15 protein-coding genes and 1 tRNA gene are annotated in these 17,225 nt (G+C 67.5%); 5 read left to right on the top strand and 11 right to left on the bottom strand.

Going from position 1 to position 17,225, the window contains the following annotated elements; genetic code table 11:
* Positions 1-168 precede the first annotated feature (168 nt).
* A complete protein-coding gene (locus tag C9424_RS11145) occupies positions 169-1,065 on the top strand; it encodes a glycosyltransferase (RefSeq protein ID WP_116766906.1) in 897 nt (298 codons plus the stop codon).
* Positions 1,066-1,117: 52 nt separating this feature from the next.
* Here the strand turns inward: C9424_RS11145 and C9424_RS11140 are convergent, their stop codons facing one another.
* From C9424_RS11140 to argS, 10 genes are all read right to left on the bottom strand, one after another.
* Positions 1,118-1,885: a WecB/TagA/CpsF family glycosyltransferase gene (locus tag C9424_RS11140; protein ID WP_116766905.1), complete on the bottom strand. Its 768-nt coding sequence runs from the start codon at positions 1,883-1,885 to the stop codon at positions 1,118-1,120.
* The gene (locus C9424_RS11135; protein ID WP_116766904.1) at positions 1,882-2,673 is read right to left on the bottom strand and encodes an L-threonylcarbamoyladenylate synthase; all 792 of its coding nucleotides are present in this window, start codon (positions 2,671-2,673) and stop codon (positions 1,882-1,884) included. Before C9424_RS11135 ends, C9424_RS11140 begins: the two co-directional genes overlap by 4 nt.
* Before the next feature lie 22 nt (positions 2,674-2,695).
* Positions 2,696-3,592, bottom strand: a complete 897-nt coding sequence (prmC, locus tag C9424_RS11130) for a peptide chain release factor N(5)-glutamine methyltransferase (protein ID WP_116766903.1) — start codon at positions 3,590-3,592, stop codon at positions 2,696-2,698.
* Positions 3,593-3,610: 18 nt separating this feature from the next.
* On the bottom strand, positions 3,611-4,684 hold the full coding sequence (prfA, locus tag C9424_RS11125) for a peptide chain release factor 1 (protein WP_091256683.1): 1,074 nt from the start codon (positions 4,682-4,684) through the stop codon (positions 3,611-3,613).
* Between the two features lie 262 nt (positions 4,685-4,946).
* Positions 4,947-7,106, bottom strand: coding sequence for a transcription termination factor Rho (gene rho / locus C9424_RS11120; RefSeq protein ID WP_116766902.1), 2,160 nt, complete (start codon positions 7,104-7,106; stop codon positions 4,947-4,949).
* Positions 7,107-7,427: 321 nt separating this feature from the next.
* Positions 7,428-8,414 (bottom strand): homoserine kinase, encoded by a 987-nt coding sequence (gene thrB / locus C9424_RS11115; protein WP_116766901.1) that lies wholly within the window; start codon positions 8,412-8,414, stop codon positions 7,428-7,430.
* Positions 8,415-8,416: 2 nt separating this feature from the next.
* Positions 8,417-9,523, bottom strand: coding sequence for a threonine synthase (gene thrC / locus C9424_RS11110; protein ID WP_091256688.1), 1,107 nt, complete (start codon positions 9,521-9,523; stop codon positions 8,417-8,419).
* Entirely contained in the window at positions 9,524-10,840 is a 1,317-nt protein-coding gene (locus C9424_RS11105; protein WP_116766900.1) for a homoserine dehydrogenase, read from the bottom strand.
* Positions 10,841-12,307, bottom strand: a complete 1,467-nt coding sequence (gene lysA / locus C9424_RS11100; RefSeq protein WP_116766899.1) for a diaminopimelate decarboxylase — start codon at positions 12,305-12,307, stop codon at positions 10,841-10,843.
* Between the two features lie 5 nt (positions 12,308-12,312).
* The gene (gene argS / locus C9424_RS11095) at positions 12,313-13,977 is read right to left on the bottom strand and encodes an arginine--tRNA ligase (RefSeq protein ID WP_116766898.1); all 1,665 of its coding nucleotides are present in this window, start codon (positions 13,975-13,977) and stop codon (positions 12,313-12,315) included.
* Between the two features lie 239 nt (positions 13,978-14,216).
* Here argS and C9424_RS11090 point away from each other — a divergent pair.
* From C9424_RS11090 to C9424_RS11080, 3 genes are all read left to right on the top strand, one after another.
* A tRNA-Arg gene (locus tag C9424_RS11090) sits at positions 14,217-14,289 on the top strand.
* Between the two features lie 218 nt (positions 14,290-14,507).
* Positions 14,508-15,596, top strand: a complete 1,089-nt coding sequence (locus tag C9424_RS11085; RefSeq protein WP_116766897.1) for a M4 family metallopeptidase — start codon at positions 14,508-14,510, stop codon at positions 15,594-15,596.
* 64 nt (positions 15,597-15,660) lie between these two features.
* Positions 15,661-15,957 carry a protealysin inhibitor emfourin gene (locus C9424_RS11080; RefSeq protein ID WP_116766896.1) on the top strand — a complete coding sequence of 99 codons (297 nt, stop codon included), beginning with the start codon at positions 15,661-15,663 and terminating at the stop codon, positions 15,955-15,957.
* Positions 15,958-16,004: 47 nt separating this feature from the next.
* Here C9424_RS11080 and C9424_RS11075 read toward each other — a convergent pair whose 3' ends face one another.
* On the bottom strand, positions 16,005-16,970 hold the full coding sequence (locus tag C9424_RS11075; protein WP_116766895.1) for a GlxA family transcriptional regulator: 966 nt from the start codon (positions 16,968-16,970) through the stop codon (positions 16,005-16,007).
* An 81-nt stretch (positions 16,971-17,051) separates the two neighbouring features.
* Between C9424_RS11075 and C9424_RS21660 the strand changes: the two genes are divergently transcribed.
* A complete protein-coding gene (locus tag C9424_RS21660; protein ID WP_202615833.1) occupies positions 17,052-17,219 on the top strand; it encodes a hypothetical protein in 168 nt (55 codons plus the stop codon).
* The last annotated feature ends 6 nt before the right edge of the window (positions 17,220-17,225 follow it).

Below are 17,225 nucleotides of genomic sequence, written 5' to 3'. Positions count from 1 at the left end.
GAAACTTCTCCGTCGCCGTGCGCAGGGCAGGCAGTGCGTAGTGCCTGACAGGGCTGTATTACAGTGGACTCTAGTCAAGATACTAATGCCAACGGCCACCTGTCTTCGCGTCACACGGCCCTCCGCCGGCGGGAAAACCACTGACGGTCGTGCTGAAAGGACCCCGCGATGACCCCCTCGGTTGCAGTCGCTGCCGTGACGTTTGACCGTCCCAGGGAGCTGGCAGTCCTGCTGGATGCCATCAACAGCCAGACCGCCCCGGTGCGCTCCATTTGCCTCGTCGACAGCGGCACCGTGCCCTCGAAGGACGTCGCGGGCCGGCACGCCAACGTGGACTACGTCCGGTCCGAGGCGAACCTCGGCGGCGCCGGCGGTTTTTCGCTGGCCATCCTCAAGGCCGTGGCCAGCGGGGCTGACTGGATCTGGATGATGGACGACGACGCCGAGCCCGCGGACCCGGAATGCCTCGCCACGCTGCTCCGCGAAGCGCAGGCCCGGGACCTGGACGCCGTGGTGCCGCTCGTGGTGGCCCCCGGCCACCCGGACCGGCTGTCCTTCTTCTTCCGCCTCAACGGCAAGGTCACGCACGAGCGCGCGGAGGTGGAGAAGGTCGGGTTCCTGCCCGGCGACGGGCACTTCTTCAACGGCGCCCTGATCCGTTCCGATGTCTTCTTCAAGGTGGGCCTGCCGGACATGCGCCTGTTCATCCGCGGCGACGAGGTGGACTTCACGCTCAGGCTTCGGAAGGCCGGGATCCGCTTCGGCACGGTCACCACCGCCGCCATCACCCACCCGCACGCGTTCTCCGAAACCAAGCACGTCTTTGGTGCCCGGTGGCACGTGATCGTTCCGGACTCCGCCTTCAAGCGCTACTTCTACTACCGGAACCGCGGGTACATGATCCGCCGCCATTTCCGGGTCAAGTCCTTCATCGCCGACGTGGGCGGCTACCTCGGCTACTTCCTGCGCAGAGGCGACGTCCGCGGCCTCGCCGACTGGTTCCGCGCCTTTTCCACTGGGCTCCGTGGCAAGGGCTTCGGTCCGCTGGAGGACCAGAAGTTCTGACCGTTGCCGTTGCCGGGTCCGCCGGCGCTACGGCCGTGCTAAGGACGCCGGGCTAAGGATGCCGGCGCAGTCGCCGGCGCAGCAGCAGGCCGAGCAGCACCCAGGGTTCGCCGAACACCCGGTAGGCCACCCGCTGCGGGTGGAGCATGAGCCGCCAGGCCCATTCGAGCCCGAGCCGCCCGATCCAGCGCGGCGCCAGCTTCTGGACACCGGCAATCTGTTCAATGGCACCGCCGACGGCGCAGTAGACGGCCGGCGGAAGCATGGCACGCCGCCGGGCCAGGACTTGTTCCTGCAGCGGCATGCCCAGGCCCAGGAGCACAAGCTGCGGACGAAGCCGGGAGAGCCATTCAATGGCACTTTCCTCAAGGTCCCGATTCCAACCTTCGCCGGGCATGCCGTCGACGCGCGCGCCGGGAACGATTTCCCGCAGCCTGGCCACGGCGCCGGCGTTGGCCACGGCGCCTGCGCCGATCACGGCAATCCGCTCGAGGCCCGCGACGTTGCCGAGGGCGGGAATCCAGTCGGTGGACCCCAGACGGTAGTCCATCACCGGGCCCCGGCCGTCGTCGTCTTCGCCGGTCTTGGCCCAGAGCCACAACACCGGGGCGCCGTCGATCAGCACCACGTCGCTGCGCTGGTAGAACGACCGGAAGGCGGGATCGGAGTGCAGCAGCGTCACGCTGTGCAGGTTGTGTCCCACCACAATGCGGGTGCTGCCCTCGGCGACGTAAGAGCTCAGGACAGCGGTCAGCTCTGAGACCGTGAGGGGGGTCGCCTCGACGTCGAGGAAGGGGACGTGCTGGCGCTCCAGCGTCATGCGGAGCCGGATCCCGCGCCCGGCGCGTCGCCGGACTCAGGGACAGCTGCCTCGGCTGCAACGGCGTCGGCGTCCACAGGCGCCGCAGCCTCGGAGCCGTCCACCGGTGCAGCAGCTTCCGGGGCGTTGCCGTCGACGTCCACGAGGTCCGGAACCACGGCGCGCAGGCGTTCGAGGCTGATGGCTCCCTGGCGGACCACGCGCAAGGGCAGGGCGGTCGCGTCCACGATGGTCGAGGCGAGGGCCTCGGCGCCGCCGGCGGGCCGCGGGCCGCCCTCAAGGTAGACCTCCACGGATTCGGCCAGCTGGGCTTCGGCGTCCGCGGCGGTCTGCGCCGCCGCGTGCCCTGTGCGGTTGGCGGAGGACACGGCAAGGGGTCCGGTAAGCGTCAGGAGGTCCTGCGCGATCTCGTCAGCCGGGATCCGCAGGGCCACAGTCCCCTTGGTCTCGCCGAGATCCCAGTCCAGCGACGGCTGGGCATGCAGGATCAGGGTCAGGCCGCCGGGCCAGAAGGTCTCGGCCAACCGCCGCGCCTCAGCGGGAACTTCCGTGGCCAGACCGTCCAGGGCATTGAGCCTGGGGATCAGCACGGGCGGCGGCATCTTCCGGCTCCGGCCCTTGGACGCGAGCAGCAGGGTCACGGCCAGGGGTGAAAAGGCGTCGGCGGCAATGCCATAGACCGTGTCCGTGGGGAAGACCACGCACTTGTTCTCACGGATGGCCCGCTGGGCATGTTCGAGTCCTGCGGCGCGCTGCTCAGCTGCCGTGCAATCGTAGCTAGTCGTCACTGGCCTATTCTTTCATCACTTGTCACACGATTCGGACGGTGTCCGCCGACGCTGTCAGATCTGACACTGTCAGCACAGCACTGGTCGCACGGTCCTTGCCATTGAGGTCCCGGTGCGTCGTCACCTCGGACCATTTCCCGGTGCGGGTGAGCATCCCGGCGATCCATTCCGACTGCACTTCAGCGTGCTCCATCACGAAGTAGCCGCCGGGGACCAGCAGCCGGGCAGCCGAGGCGGCCGCCGCCGTCGGAAGTTCCATGCCGTCCGCTCCCCCGCCGTACAGCGCCTCGGGCGGGTCGTGCAGCGCCACTTCCGGTTCGTTCGGGATCGCTTCAGCGGGAATGTAGGGCGGGTTGGAGACAACGACGTCGAACGTGCCGTTGTGTTCCGGCAGCGCGTCGCGCAGGTCACCGCGGACGAGGTGGACACCAAGGGGAGCCAAGTTTTTCGCCGCCCAGGCGTGGGCGAAGACGCTGTATTCCACCGCATGGACCTCGGCGCCGGGGATCTCGTGCGCGATCGAGCCTGCGATCGCGCCGGATCCGGTGCCCAGGTCCACCACTTTGGGGTGCGCCACGCCCTGCAGCCGGTCAATCACCAGTTGCACCACGGATTCGGTTTCCGGCCGCGGAATGAAGACGCCGGGGCCGACGGCGAGTTCGAGGTAGCGGAAGTGCGCCACGCCGGTGATGTGCTGCAGCGGTATCCGTTGCGCCCGTTCGGCGACGAGGTCGGCATACCCCTCCGGTGCCGGGGCGTCGCCGAGCATCAGTGCGCGCAGGCGGCCGAGCCCGACGCCGAGCAGGTGCTCGGCCAGGAGCTCGGCGTCAACGCGCGGGCTGGGCACGCCGGCCGCGGCCAGGACCTCGGTCGCCTCGCGGACGGCCTCCGCAAGGCTGGGACCATTGCCTGCTGTCATCACGTGGTGGCCCGGGGCCTATTCGCCGATGGCGTCGAGCCTGGACTGCTCGTCCAGTTCGATGGCCGACTGAATGACCGGTTCCAGGTCACCGTTCATGACCTGATCCAGGTTGTAGGCCTTGTAGCCGGTGCGGTGGTCCGCGATCCGGTTTTCCGGGTAGTTATAGGTGCGGATGCGCTCGGAGCGGTCCATGGTGCGGATCTGCGACTTGCGCTGGGCCGAGTTCTCGGCGTCGATCAGCTCCTGCTGGTGCGCCAGGATGCGGGCGCGCAGCACGCGCATGCCGGCTTCGCGGTTTTGCAGCTGCGACTTCTCGTTCTGCATGGCCACGACGATGCCGGTGGGAAGGTGGGTGATGCGCACGGCCGAGTCGGTGGTGTTCACGGACTGCCCGCCGGGACCGGAGGACCGGTAGACGTCGATCTTGAGGTCGTTCTGGTTGATCTCGAGTTCCTCGGGCTCGTCCACTTCGGGGAGCACCAGCACGCCGGCGGCCGAGGTGTGGATGCGGCCCTGGGACTCGGTCACGGGGACGCGCTGGACCCGGTGGACGCCGCCTTCGAACTTTAGCCGCGCGTACACGCCCTCTGCGGGGTCGTTCGAGTTGCCCTTGACGGCCATCTGGACGTCCTTGTAGCCGCCAAGGTCCGATTCCGTGGCGGAGATGATCTCGGTCTTCCAGCCGCGGGATTCCGCATAGCGGCTGTACATCCGCAGGAGGTCCGCGGCGAACAGGGCAGCCTCGTCGCCGCCTTCGCCGCCCTTGACCTCAAGGATCACGTTGCGGGCATCGTCCGGGTCGCGCGGGATCAGCAGCCGGCGCAGTTTGGCCGCAGCCGTCTCCAGCGCAGCCTCCAGCTCGGGTACCTCAGCGGCGAACTCGGGGTCCTCGTCCGCCATTTCCTTGGCAGCGGCCAGGTCGTCGCGGATGCCCTCCCAGCGGTGGTAGGCCTCCACAATGCCGTTCAGCTGAGCAGAACGCCGCCCCAGTTTCCGGGCCAGCCGCTGGTCAGCATAGACAGCAGGATCCCCAAGCTGGGCCTGGATAGCGTCATGCTCATCCAACAGGCCCTGTACGGACTCAAACATTTTCAAAACCTCTTTCGACTCTCTCAAGTCTAGTAACGCGACAGCGAAGGTGGGCAAACAGCGAAGCCGTTCGGTTTTGCCGCCACAGTGAGCGGGCGCATCGGCCCCTGCGCCGCGCGGGTTTTCCGCCCCGGGAGTGGCATCGGGCCTGCCGAAGCGTGGAGGCTCAGATCCGCAGGATCGAGCCTCCACGCGAAGGGGCGGGGGCGGAAAACCCGCGCGGCGAACCACGCGAGGAATCCACTCCCCGCCCCTACGTCAACTACTTGTCGTTATCGGACTTCGCACCAAGCGTCGTCTTCTGCACCTGCATGAGGAACTCGACGTTGCTCTGGGTCTCCCGGATCTTGTTGGTCAGCAGCTCAAGGCTCTGCTGCGTTTCGAGTCCGGAGAGGACGCGGCGCAGCTTCCACATGATCTTGACTTCCTCGGGGGAAAGCAGGTTCTCTTCGCGGCGGGTACCGGACGCGTTGACGTCCACGGCCGGGAAGATGCGCTTGTCAGCCAGCTGGCGGGACAGGCGCAGTTCCATGTTGCCGGTGCCCTTGAACTCTTCGAAGATGACCTCGTCCATCTTGGAGCCGGTCTCGACGAGAGCGGTGGCCAGGATGGTGAGCGAGCCGCCGTTTTCGATGTTGCGGGCTGCACCGAAGAAACGCTTCGGCGGGTACAGCGCTGCGGAGTCCACGCCGCCGGACAGGATGCGGCCGGAGGCCGGTGCTGCCAGGTTGTAGGCGCGGCCCAGACGGGTCATGGAGTCCAGGAGCACCACGACGTCCATGCCCATTTCCACGAGGCGCTTGGCGCGTTCGATGGAGAGTTCGGCCACGGTGGTGTGGTCGTCGGCGGGACGGTCGAAGGTGGAGGCAATGACCTCACCCTTGACGGTGCGCTGCATGTCCGTGACTTCTTCGGGGCGTTCGTCAACGAGCACCATCATGAGGTGGACCTCAGGATTGTTGGTGGTGATCGCGTTGGCGATGGACTGCAGGATGAGCGTCTTGCCGGCCTTCGGCGGCGAAACGATCAGGCCGCGCTGGCCCTTGCCGATCGGGGCCACGAGGTCGATGACACGGGGGCCGATCTTCTTCGGGTCCGTCTCGAGGCGCAGGCGCTCGGAGGGGTACAGCGGGACGAGCTTCGCGAATTCGACGCGGTCCTTGAGTTCCTCGGGGGTCTTGCCGTTGACCGAGGTGACGCGGACCAGCGCGTTGAACTTCTGGCGGGCGGACTGCTGGCTGCGGTCCTCGCCTTCGCGCGGGGCACGGATGGCACCGACGACGGCGTCGCCCTTGCGCAGGTTGTACTTCTTGACCTGGGCGAGCGAGACGTACACGTCGTTCGGGCCCGGCAGGTAGCCGGACGTGCGGATGAACGCGTAGTTCTCGAGCACGTCGAGGATGCCGGCGACCGGCAGGAGGACGTCGTCCTCCGTGACCTCGACGTCGTCGACGTCCGGTCCCTGCGCACGCCCGCGGCGGCGGTCGTTGCGGTCGCGGAAGCGGTCGTTGCGCGAGGAGTTGTCGCGGCTGTCCTGCTGGCCCTGGCGGTCACCGCGGTCGTTGCGGTCACGTCGGTTGCGGCGGTTCCGGCGGCTTCCGCCGTCGGTTTCTTCGCTGTCGCGGGTGGTGTCGCGGGTGCCGGCGGCTTCGCCACGGGTGCGGGTGGTGTCGCGGCGCTGGCCGTCTTCACTGCCAGGCTCGGCCTGGCGCTGTTCACGCTGTTCAGTGCGCTGTTCACGCTGTTCAGTGCGCTGTTCACGCTGTTCACGCTGCTCGGCTGCGGGCTGTTCGGCCTGGACTTCGCCGGCGTTCTGGCCGGCGGCCTCGGTGACCTGGGCCGCGGCTTCGCCGCGGCGGCGGTTGCGGGTGCGCGGCTGCCGCGTGCGGTCGCTGCCTTCCGTTGCGGAAACGGTCGGGCCGGTTTCGGCTGCGCGAATTCCGGCAGTGGTGCTTTCGGCTGCGCCGGGTTCGGTGGAAACCGCAGGGGCTTCTGCCGGAGCCGCGGCGGGTGCCTCTGCGGCGGCCGTCGTGACGACGCCGTCGCTGCCTGCACGGCGGCTGCGGCCGCGGCGGGCCCGGGGGCTTTCCTGGGCCGGGCTTTCCTGGGCGGCGGCCTCGTTGCCGGCGGCGGGCACGGTTACCGGTGCAGCTGCCTGCGAAACGGTGCCGTTGTCGGTCGCCTTTTCAGCAGCACGGGCCGGAGCCTTGCTGACCGGGGTGCCTGCGCGGTGGGCGGAAATGGCCGTGACCAGATCGCCCTTGCGCATGCGGGATCCGCCGGAAATCCCCAGCTGGCTGGCGAGGGCCTGGAGCTGGGCGAGCTTAAGGCCTGCAAGGCCGCTGCTCTTGGCGGGTGCTGCCGTTGATCCGGCAGCAGAAGATGTATCCACAGCCGGAGACAGCTCAGTGGTTTCGGTCACGAAGGATCCTTCCCCCTCGACGGCGTCCAGGCTAAGAGCTGGACGCGGTGATTTGATCTGGGCTGCAGTTCAGATCTGCAGCCGTGATTTCGGCCTTGCCGGATGGATTTCGGCCAGCAGGGCCGGATACTGCTTCACCATGCACGATCCGAGAAATGAGGAACGGCGGGCTGACGATTTCAGGGGGCAGAGCAATTCTGCTGATTCCTGCGTCAGACCGAAAGCAGGTGGCACCGGAAAATATTGCGCAGTGAAAGATGAGAGAGGCTACGTGGCCAACATCGCGGTCTTAGAACGGTTACTAATTTACCGCCTGCGTATTTACCGCCGGTGCACTTCCACTTTAGCACCTTCAACGTCCACGGCCAGTTTCATCACCCGCCAGCCCACTTCCGGCGTGTTGTCCGCCGTGTGGGCGCCGATGAAGTCGACAACCTCGCGGGCTTCGGCTTCCCCGTTGGCCAGGACCAGCACGGTGGGCCCGGCACCGGAGACGACGGCGGCGTGCCCTGCCCGCCGCAGCACGGCAATCAGCTCGGCGCTGGGCCGCATGGCTTCGGCACGGTAGCTCTGGTGCAGGTAATCCTCGGTGCCCGGCAGCAGGAATTCCGGCTTGGCGGTCAGTGCGTGGATCAGCAGGGCGGCGCGGCCGGAGTTCATGGCCGCGGCGTGGTGGCCCACCGAGGCCGGCAGAAGCGCCCGCGCGGCTTCGGTGGAGAGCTCGTAGTCCGGAACGGCGACGACGGGAATCACCGAGGGGGCCACGGCAGCGCACGTGCTGCTGTACTGGTCACTGTCCTGCCATGACAGCGCCAGTCCGCCGAAAATGGCGGGTGCGACGTTGTCCGGGTGGCCTTCCATTTCGCTCGTAAGCTGCAGAATCCAGTCGCGGCCGCGCCGGGACGCCTCCGGAACCAGGGCATTCGCGGCACTGACGGCGGCCACGACGGCCGAGGCCGAGGACCCCAGGCCGCGCCCGTGCGGGTTGACGTTGTCCGCCGTGATCCGCAGGCCTTCGTGCCGGAAACCGAGGCGGTGCAGCGCCTCGGTGAGGGCCTTGACCACGAGGTGCGTGGCGTCGCGGGGCAGCGACTCGGCACCCTCTCCGCTGAGCTCGAATTCAAGTTCACCGCTGGCCAGGGTTTCCACGGTGAGCGTGTCATGCAGCGTCAGCGCCAGGCCGAGGCTGTCGTATCCCGGGCCCAGGTTGGCGCTGGTGGCAGGCACCCGCACGGTGACAAGCTGGCCTGCCGGAACGGCGGGAGTGCCTGCCGCTGATTCGGCCGGGACGGTGAGGGTGGTTTCCAACGCTATTTTTCTTCCAGTCCCAGAGCTGCGGCGACCGTGACGACGTCGTTGGAGACCTTGACCGGCTGCACATCGCTGCCGTCCTCGGTCCGCAGAGCCCATTGCGGGTCTTTGAGCCCGTGACCGGTCACCGTGATCACGATCGTCTTGCCGGCCGGAACCTCCCCGGCCGCGTGCTTCTTGATCAGGCCGGCGACGCCCGCAGCGGAGCCGGGCTCCACGAAGACGCCTTCCCGGGCGGAGAGCCAGCGGTGCGCGGAGAGGATTTCCTCGTCCGTGACGGCCTCGATCACGCCGCCGGATTCATCCCGGGCCGCCACGGCGGTGTCCCAGGAGGCCGGGTTGCCGATCCGGATGGCGGTGGCGATGGTATCGGGTTCGGTGATCGGGTGGCCGGCCACGAACGGGGCAGCCCCGGCAGCCTGGAAGCCCCACATGACCGGGGTCTTCGTGGCGACGGCGGGAAGCGAGCCGGCCGTCGGCGACTCGTACGCCGCGGCGTACTCCTTGTAGCCCTTCCAGTACGCGCTGATGTTGCCGGCGTTGCCCACCGGAAGCACGTGGTAGTCCGGGGCGTCGCCGAGGGAATCGACAACTTCAAAGGCGCCGGTCTTCTGGCCCTCGATCCGGGCCGGGTTGACGGAGTTGACCAGGAACACCGGGTAGGACTCGCCGAGCTTGCGGGCGATGTCGAGGCAGTTGTCGAAGTTGCCGTCCACCTGCAGCAGCGTGGCCCCGTGCGCGATCGCCTGGCTGAGCTTGCCCATCGAGATCTTGCCCTCCGGGACCAGCACCGCGCACTGCAGCCCGGCCGCCGTCGCGTAGGCCGCGGCGGAAGCTGAGGTGTTGCCGGTGGAGGCGCAGACCACGGCCTTGGCGCCGGCCGCCACGGCTGCCGTCATGGCCATGGTCATGCCGCGGTCCTTGAAGGAACCGGTCGGGTTCATGCCCTCGACCTTGAGGTAGACGGTGCTGCCGGTCAGCTCGGAGAGGTGGCGGGCGTGCACGAGCGGGGTGCCGCCCTCGCCCAGGGTGATGACCTTAGTGGCTTCCGTGACAGGAAGACGATCAGCGTATTCGCGGATAACACCGCGCCATTGGTGAGCCACTTAGACCCCTTCTACCCGCAGTACGGATGTGACGGAATTGATGACGTCCAGGCGCTTGACGGCCTCGACGGTTGCTGCAAGTGCGGCTTCGCGTGCACGGTGTGTCACGATCCGCAGCTCGGCAGACTCCACGTTGGAATCGGCGTCGCGGTGGATGGTCTGCCGCATGATTTCGATGGACACGCCGTGCTCCGCGAAGAGCTGGGCGATCCGGGCCAGGACGCCGGGCTGGTCCGCGACGTCGAGTCCGATGTAGTAGCTCGTGATGGCTGCATCGATGGGCAGTGCAGGCACGTGCCCGGTGGTGGTTTCGGTCCGGCCCGGGCCACCCAGGACAATGCGGCGGGCCGCGGAGACGAGGTCGCCCAGCACGGCGGACGCCGTCGGGGTTCCGCCGGCGCCCTGTCCGTAGAACATGAGTTCGCCGGCGTTCTCGGCTTCGATGAAGACGGCGTTGAACGCACCGCGGACAGCGGCCAGGGGGTGTTCGCGGGGCAACAGCGTCGGGTGCACGCGGACGGAGACGCCGGTCTTGCCGTCCTCGTCCGTCAGCTTCTCCGCAATCGCGAGCAGCTTGATGACAAAGCCGGCCTCCTTCGCGGCGGCGATGTCCGCCGCGCTGACGGCCGTGATGCCCTCGCAGGAGACGTCTTCCAGGGCGAACCGGGTGTGGAAGGACAGTGAGGCAAGGATCGCTGCCTTGGCGGCGGCGTCGTAGCCCTCGATGTCGGCGGTGGGGTCGGCTTCCGCGTAGCCCAGTCGCTGGGCTTCGGCCAGGGCGTCGGCGAACTGCGCGCCGGTGGAGTCCATCTGGTCGAGGATGAAGTTAGTGGTGCCGTTGACGATCCCGAGCACCCGGGTGATCCGGTCGCCGGACAGGCTGTCCCGGATGGGCCGCAGGATGGGAATGGCACCGGCGACGGCGGCCTCGTAGGAGAGCTGCACGCCGGCCTTGTCCGCTTCCTCGTAGAGCGTGGGACCGTCTTGGGCCAGGAGCGCCTTGTTGCCGGTGACCACGCAGGCCCCGTGCCGCATGGCCGTCAGGATCAGGGTCCGGGCCGGCTCAATCCCGCCCATGAGCTCGATCACGAGGTCGGCGTCCTTGACGAGGGTTTCGGCGTCGGTGGTGAACAGCTCCTGGGGCAGATCGACGTCGCGTTCGGCGTCGAGGTTGCGCACAGCGATGCCGCCCAGTTCGAGGCGGGCGCCTGTGCGCGCCGCGAGGGCGTCGGCGTCGTCAATGAGAATCCGCGCAACCTGAGCCCCGACGTTGCCACAGCCCAGCAGGGCCACTTTCAGGGTTCGCAATTCGGTCATTCAGACTCCCATGTCGCGGTTGAGCAGATCTTCTTCGGTTTCCCCGCGGACAATCAGCCGGGCAGATCCGTCGCTGACAGCGACAACGCCCGGCCGGGCCAGATAGTTGTAGTTGCTTGACAGGGCCCAGCAGTAGGCGCCGGTCCCCGGTACAGCAAGCAGATCACCGGCTGCCACGTCCTCGGGCAGATATACATCTCTAACAACTATGTCGCCGCTCTCGCAATGTTTGCCCACTACTCGGGACAGCTGCGGGGCCGCGTCGGAGCTCCGCGAGGCGAGAATTGCCGAATAATCCGCGTCATACAGCACCGGGCGAGGGTTGTCGCTCATCCCGCCGTCCACCGACACATACCGGCGGGGGTACGTAACGTCGTTGCCGACTCCCCCGGCTTCGGAACCCGGGGCGTCCACACGGACGGTCTTGAGCGTGCCGATCTCGTACAGCGTGAACGTCGTGCTGCCGACTATTGCCCGGCCCGGTTCGATCGAGATCCGGGGGGCGGAAATACCCAGCGCGGCGCACTTGGAACGGACGACGGCGGCCATCGCCTGCGCGATCTCAGCGGCCGGGCGGGGCGTGTCAACGGGGGTGTAAGCGATGCCGTAGCCGCCTCCGAGGTCCAGCTCGGGCAGCACGATGGAGTACTTGACCTGCATTGCGGCCAGGAAGTCCAGGAGCTTTTCGGCGGCGAGGGCGAAGCCGTCGGGTTCGAAGATCTGGGAGCCGATATGGCAGTGCAGGCCCAGCAGCTCGATGCTCTCGTGCCCAATGGCCGCGGCCACGGCTTCCTCAGCGGCGGACAGCCCGGCCTGGTCGGTGGAGTCCGGCGCCATGGAGAGACCGAATTTCTGGTCCTCGTGGGCGGTGGCGATGAATTCGTGCGTGTGGGCGTGCACTCCGGGGGTCAGCCGGAGCATGACCTTCGCGGTGTCGCCCCGGTTGGCCGCGATCGCCGCGACGCGTTCGAGCTCGTCGAGGCTGTCCACCACGATCCGGCCCAGTTGCATGTCCAGGGCCCGGTGGATTTCGCCGTCGGACTTGTTATTGCCGTGCAGGGCGACGTCGGCGCCCGGGATGCCGGCGCGGGCGGCGACGGCGAGTTCGCCGCCGGATGCGGTGTCCAGGCGCAGCCCTTCTTCCTCGACCCAGCGGACCACGGAGGTGCACAGGAAGGACTTGCCGGCGTAGTAGACGTCCACTCCCCCACAGATGTCCGCGAAGGCGTCGTTGAACGCGTCGCTGAACGCCCGGGCGCGGGCCCGGAAATCGGTCTCGCTCAGCACGAACAGCGGCGTCCCGTACTCGCGTTGCAGTTCGCTGACCGTCAGCCCCTCGATGGTGAGCTCGCCGGCGTCGTTCCGGGCGACGCCGCCGGCCCACAGCGGTTCGTGGAGGGCGTTGAGGTCGGCGGGGACCTCAAGCCAGCCGGGTGCGAGCGGGGACTGTCCTGTATTTGCGGTCATGACGATTACATCCGTTCCGGCGCCGAGACGCCCAGCAGTTCCAGTCCGTTGGCCAGCACCTGGCTCGTGGCGTCGTTGAGCCACAGCCGGGTCCGGTTGGTGTCGGTGATGGGTTCCTCGCCCTGGGGCGCCACCCGGCAGGCGTCATACCAGCGGTGGTAGGCGCCGGCGATGACTTCCAGGTGCCGGGCCACGCGGTGCGGTTCGCGCAGTTCGGCGGCCTTGGCCACCACCGAGGGGTAACTGCCCAGGTGCGAGAGCAGCTCGTTTTCGGTGGCGTGGTCCAGCAGTGCGGCGTCGAAGCAGTCTTTGCCGTCGACACGGCGCTCCACGCCGGCGGCCACGGCATTGCGGGCGGCGCCGCGGGAGCGGGCGTGGGCGTACTGGACGTAGAACACCGGGTTTTCGTTGCTGTGCTTCTTGAGCAGCTCGGGGTCCAGGGTCAGCGGCGAATCGGCCGGGAACCGGGCGAGCGAGTAGCGGACCGCGTCCTTGCCGAGCCAGTCGATGAGGTCCTTGAGCTCAATGATGTTGCCGGCACGCTTGGACAGCTTGGCGCCGTTGACGGAGACCAGCTGGCCGATCAGGACCTCGATGTTGACCTCGGGGTCGTCGCCGGCGGCGGCCGCGATGGCCTTGAGCCGGTTGATGTAGCCGTGGTGGTCGGCGCCGAGGAGGTAGATCTTCTCCGTGTAGCCGCGGTCCTTCTTGGACAGGTAGTAGGCGGCGTCGGCGGCGAAGTACGTCGGCTCGCCGTTCGCGCGGATCATCACGCGGTCCTTGTCATCGCCGAAGTCGGTGGTGCGCAGCCACACCGCGCCGCCGTCGTCGAAAACGTGACCCTGTTCGCGCAGGCGGGCGACGGCGTCCTCGATCGCGCCGGCGTCGTGGAGTTCCTGTTCGGAGAAGAAGACATCAAAGTCGACGCCAAACCCGGCCAGCGTCTGCTTGATGTCGTGCATCTGCGCCTTGTACGCGGCGCCACGGATCACCGGCAGGGCTGCGACTTCGGTGAGTTCACGGATCCCGGGGTGCTCGCTGAGCACCTCATGGCCGAGGTCGGCGATGTACTGGCCAGGGTAACCGCCTTCGGGCACGTCCCGGCCGTGCAGCCTCGCGAACACCGAGTTGGCGAACACGTTCATCTGGGAGCCGGCGTCGTTGATGTAGTACTCGGCCGTGACGTCGGCACCGGAGGCGCGGAGGACGCGGGCGATCGCGTCGCCGAGGGCCGCCCAGCGGGTGTGGCCGATGTGCAGCGGACCGGTCGGGTTGGCCGAGACGAACTCCATGTTGACCACGTGCCCGGCGAGCGCGGTGTTGGTGCCGTAGTCCGCGCCGGCCTCGACGATCGCCTTGGCGAGGGCGCCGGCGGCCGCGGCGTCCACGGTGATGTTCAGGAAGCCCGGGCCGGCGATGTCCACGGCGGAAACGCCGTCGATCGATTTCAGCCGGGCGCTCAGGACGGACGCGAATTCCCGCGGGTTGGTGCCTGCCGTCTTGGCCAGCTGGAGCGCGACGTTGGTGGCCCAGTCCCCGTGGTCCCTGTTCTTCGGGCGCTCGACGCGCACCTCGTCCGGGATGTCGGCTGCGGAAAGGGCAATCTCGCCTGCCGCGACGGCGTCCTTCAGGCAGGCGGATATGGCGAGGGAGAGTTCTTCTGGGGTCACAGTTCTAGCCTACCGGTGGGCCCGAGGTGTGGCGGAATCTGGCGCCCGGCATGACGGGCGGGCGGGCAGCTAGTCCGTCCTCCCGCCCCGCGCGTGACCGCGTTCATTGCCTACTCGGCACGGGCTCGGCACGCGCTCTGCACGCGCCCCATGCGCCAGATGGGCGCCGATTTTCCGTTGGAGGCCACCTTCCTGCTAAGCTCTAGGACGTCCCGCCGGAAACGGCAGGATCCCTGACTGCCCTCGTAGCTCAGGGGATAGAGCGTCTGCCTCCGGAGCAGAAGGTCGTAGGTTCGAATCCTATCGAGGGCACAGAAGATAGGCAGTACAGCAGTCAGACAGTACAGACAAACCCCGTCGTTTCATTGAAACGGCGGGGTTTTTTGTGCCGGGTCTTTTGCACGGAATCCGGCGGAAAGAACGCGCAAAACCAGCGGCTCTCCCCCTGCCGATTGTCGGTGCCGGCTCGTAGGCTGTGTTCATCGGTGGCGGGCTACCGGGCACGCCCCGAAGCATGAAGGGGGTCTCACATGTTCCGTTCCGTCGCTTACCGTTCCGCCGCTTACCGTTCCGGTGGTTACTGTTCCATCGTTCCGCCCTACTTGCTCCGCCGCTTGGCCGCCCAGCAGGAACCGGGGTTCTCCGGCGCTGCAGAGGCGGCACAGAAGGCGCTGCTGCACGTCAAGAGTTTCCAGGCGGCCCGCGCTGAGCTGACCCTGCTGGCGGTCCCCGCCGCACGGGGGCTCAAGCCCGGGGCACCGGAACGCACCATCTATGACGCCCGGTCCCTGGAGCAGTTGCCCGGCAGCCTGGTCCGCAACGAAGGCAAGCCACCCAGCGGGGATCCGGCCGCGGACGAAGCTTACGACGGACTGGGCCACACCCACCGTCTCTACGCGGACGCTTTTGGCCGCGACTCCATTGACGGGAAGGGCCTTCCCCTCGAGGCCACAGTCCATTACGGCAAACGCTACGACAACGCGTTCTGGGACGGCCGGCAGATGGTGTTCGGCGACGGCGACGGCGTTGTCTTCGAACGGTTCACGAAGTCGCTCAGCGTGATCGGCCATGAACTCGCCCACGGCGTTACGCAGTTTTCAGGCGGCCTGAACTACCGCAACCAGGCCGGCGCGCTCAACGAATCCCTGTCCGACGTCTTCGGCGCCCTCGTGGAACAGTACGCCAAGCAGCAGTCCACCGCGGAGGCGAGCTGGCTGATCGGCGAAGGACTCTTTACAGACCAGGTTCAGGGTGCCGCCCTGCGGTCCATGAAGGCGCCCGGTACCGCGTACGACGACGACGTCCTCGGCAAGGATCCCCAGCCGGACTCGATGGATTCCTACGTACGGACGAGCGCGGACAACGGCGGGGTGCACATCAACTCCGGCATCCCGAACCGTGCCTTCTGCCTCGTTGCCACGGCCCTCGGCGGCAACGCCTGGGACGCCCCCGCGCAGATCTGGTACGACACCCTGACCGGCGGCACACTGGCGCCGAATGCCACGTTCGGCGCCTTCGCCAAGGCCACTGTCGCCTCTGCCAAGGAGCTTTTCGGGGCGGATTCCAAGGAGCATGACGCCGTGCGGTCCGCGTGGGAAACTGTGAAGGTGAAGCTGTAGCGCAGCGCAATCTAACCGCCGCAGCATCCCAACCCAGCCACCAGGTCGTGAGGATCGCAGACTCATGAAGATAATCGTCCAGCGCAGCGGCGGCGTGGCCGGCATGAAAAGGACATGGACCGTCCGGCCCGAGCCGCCTGAGGACACCGACCGGTGGCAGCCGCTCATTGAGGCATGCCCGTGGGACGACGTCGCCGGGCCCGGCGAGGCCACCGGCCAGCCGGACCGGTTCATGTACAGCATCCGGGCCGATCAGCGCCGGGCGGTCCTGCCGGAGCGTGAGCTGACGGGACCTTGGCGGGACCTTGTCGAGTGTGCCCGGGCTGCGGCCGAGGAGGCCGGCCCGGCGGAAATCGGGTAGCCGTCGGCAGCCCGGGCTGCCTATGCCGTTGTCCCTGGCGGTGCCGCTTATGCCGTTGCCAGGTGCCCCCGGAACGTGCGCCGGTAGGACTGCGGGCTGGTGTCCAGCGCTTTTGCGAAGTGGTGCCGCAGCAGGACCGAATGCCCGAAGCCGGCTTCCCGCGCGATTTCGTCAATGTTGAGTTCCGTGGTCTCCAGCAGTTCCTGGGCGCGCAGGACCCGCTGGGAGTTGAGCCACGCCGCCGGGGTCGCCCCCGTTTCCGAGCGGAACCGCCGCGCGAAGGTCCGCGGCGACATGTGGACCCGGGCGGCCAGCTCGTTGACCGGGTGTTCCTCGTCCAGGTGCCGGACCATCCATTGCAGCAGCTGTTCCATCGGTTCCGAACCGCATTGCGGGATGGGCCGGTCGATGTACTGGGCCTGGCCGCCGTCGCGGTGCGGCGGGACCACCATGTCACGGGCGATGCCGGCGGCCACCTTGGCACCAAATTCAGTGCGGATCAGGTGCAGGCAGGCATCGATCCCCGCGGCCGTCCCGGCACTGGTGATGATCCTGTCGTCTTCGACGTAGAGGACGTTTTCATCCACCAGGACGGCAGGGTACCGGCTGGCGAGTTCCTGGGAGTAGTGCCAGTGCGTGGTGCAGCGGCGGCCGTCGAGCAGCCCCGCCCGGGCCAGGGCAAAGGCGCCGGAACAGATGGACATCACCCAGGCACCGCGCGCATGGGCGGCGCGCAGCGCGTCCAGGACGGACTCCGGGACATCCTCGTCCCGGCCGTAGGGCGCCATCACCACCAGGTCCGCGTCGGCAGCGGCTTCCAGCCCGAAGTTGACGTGCATGGACAGTCCGGACTTGAGCGGGACGTCACCGGGCTCCGGGGTACAGACCCGGAAATCGAAAACGGGCACGCCGCTTCCGCGCTCTGAGCGGTCAATCCCGAAGACCTCGAATGCGGTCGCAAACTCGAAGATGGAGAAGTTGGGGACGACGATCATTGCCACTGATTTGATCATGATTCCAGTGTGGCAGAAATTATAGCTTTTTGGTCATTTCTGCCACTTCTTTTCATCTATGGGCGGGAGAACCATGGAGGTATGGAACTCCTCGGAATCGCCCTCATCATCCTGATCATCGCCATCATCACAGCCACCATCGGCGCCCTGCGCAAGGATGGCCTCGGCCACAACCCGCCCGTCCGCTCGGAAGAGTTCTGGATGGCCCGGGATCTCCCCAGCGTCAACTACACCCTGCGGATCTTCTGAGTCCGC

This window comes from Arthrobacter sp. H-02-3 (genome assembly GCF_003097355.1).
Lineage (GTDB): Bacteria > Actinomycetota > Actinomycetes > Actinomycetales > Micrococcaceae > Arthrobacter > Arthrobacter humicola.
This window is presented reverse-complemented; position numbering and strand designations above follow the sequence as displayed.

Excerpts from the sequence above, each read along its gene's own strand:
- C9424_RS11145 (WP_116766906.1), top strand. The coding sequence starts at position 169 with ATGACCCCCTCGGTTGCAGTCGCTGCCGTGACGTTTGACCGTCCCAGG.
- C9424_RS11140 (WP_116766905.1), bottom strand. The coding sequence starts at position 1,885 with ATGACGCTGGAGCGCCAGCACGTCCCCTTCCTCGACGTCGAGGCGACC.
- prmC (WP_116766903.1), bottom strand. The coding sequence starts at position 3,592 with ATGACAGCAGGCAATGGTCCCAGCCTTGCGGAGGCCGTCCGCGAGGCG.
- prfA (WP_091256683.1), bottom strand. The coding sequence starts at position 4,684 with ATGTTTGAGTCCGTACAGGGCCTGTTGGATGAGCATGACGCTATCCAG.
- C9424_RS11105 (WP_116766900.1), bottom strand. The coding sequence starts at position 10,840 with ATGACCGAATTGCGAACCCTGAAAGTGGCCCTGCTGGGCTGTGGCAAC.
- lysA (WP_116766899.1), bottom strand. The coding sequence starts at position 12,307 with ATGACCGCAAATACAGGACAGTCCCCGCTCGCACCCGGCTGGCTTGAG.
- C9424_RS11085 (WP_116766897.1), top strand. The coding sequence starts at position 14,508 with ATGTTCCGTTCCGTCGCTTACCGTTCCGCCGCTTACCGTTCCGGTGGT.
- C9424_RS11080 (WP_116766896.1), top strand. The coding sequence starts at position 15,661 with ATGAAGATAATCGTCCAGCGCAGCGGCGGCGTGGCCGGCATGAAAAGG.
- C9424_RS11075 (WP_116766895.1), bottom strand. The coding sequence starts at position 16,970 with ATGATCAAATCAGTGGCAATGATCGTCGTCCCCAACTTCTCCATCTTC.
- C9424_RS21660 (WP_202615833.1), top strand. The coding sequence starts at position 17,052 with ATGGAACTCCTCGGAATCGCCCTCATCATCCTGATCATCGCCATCATC.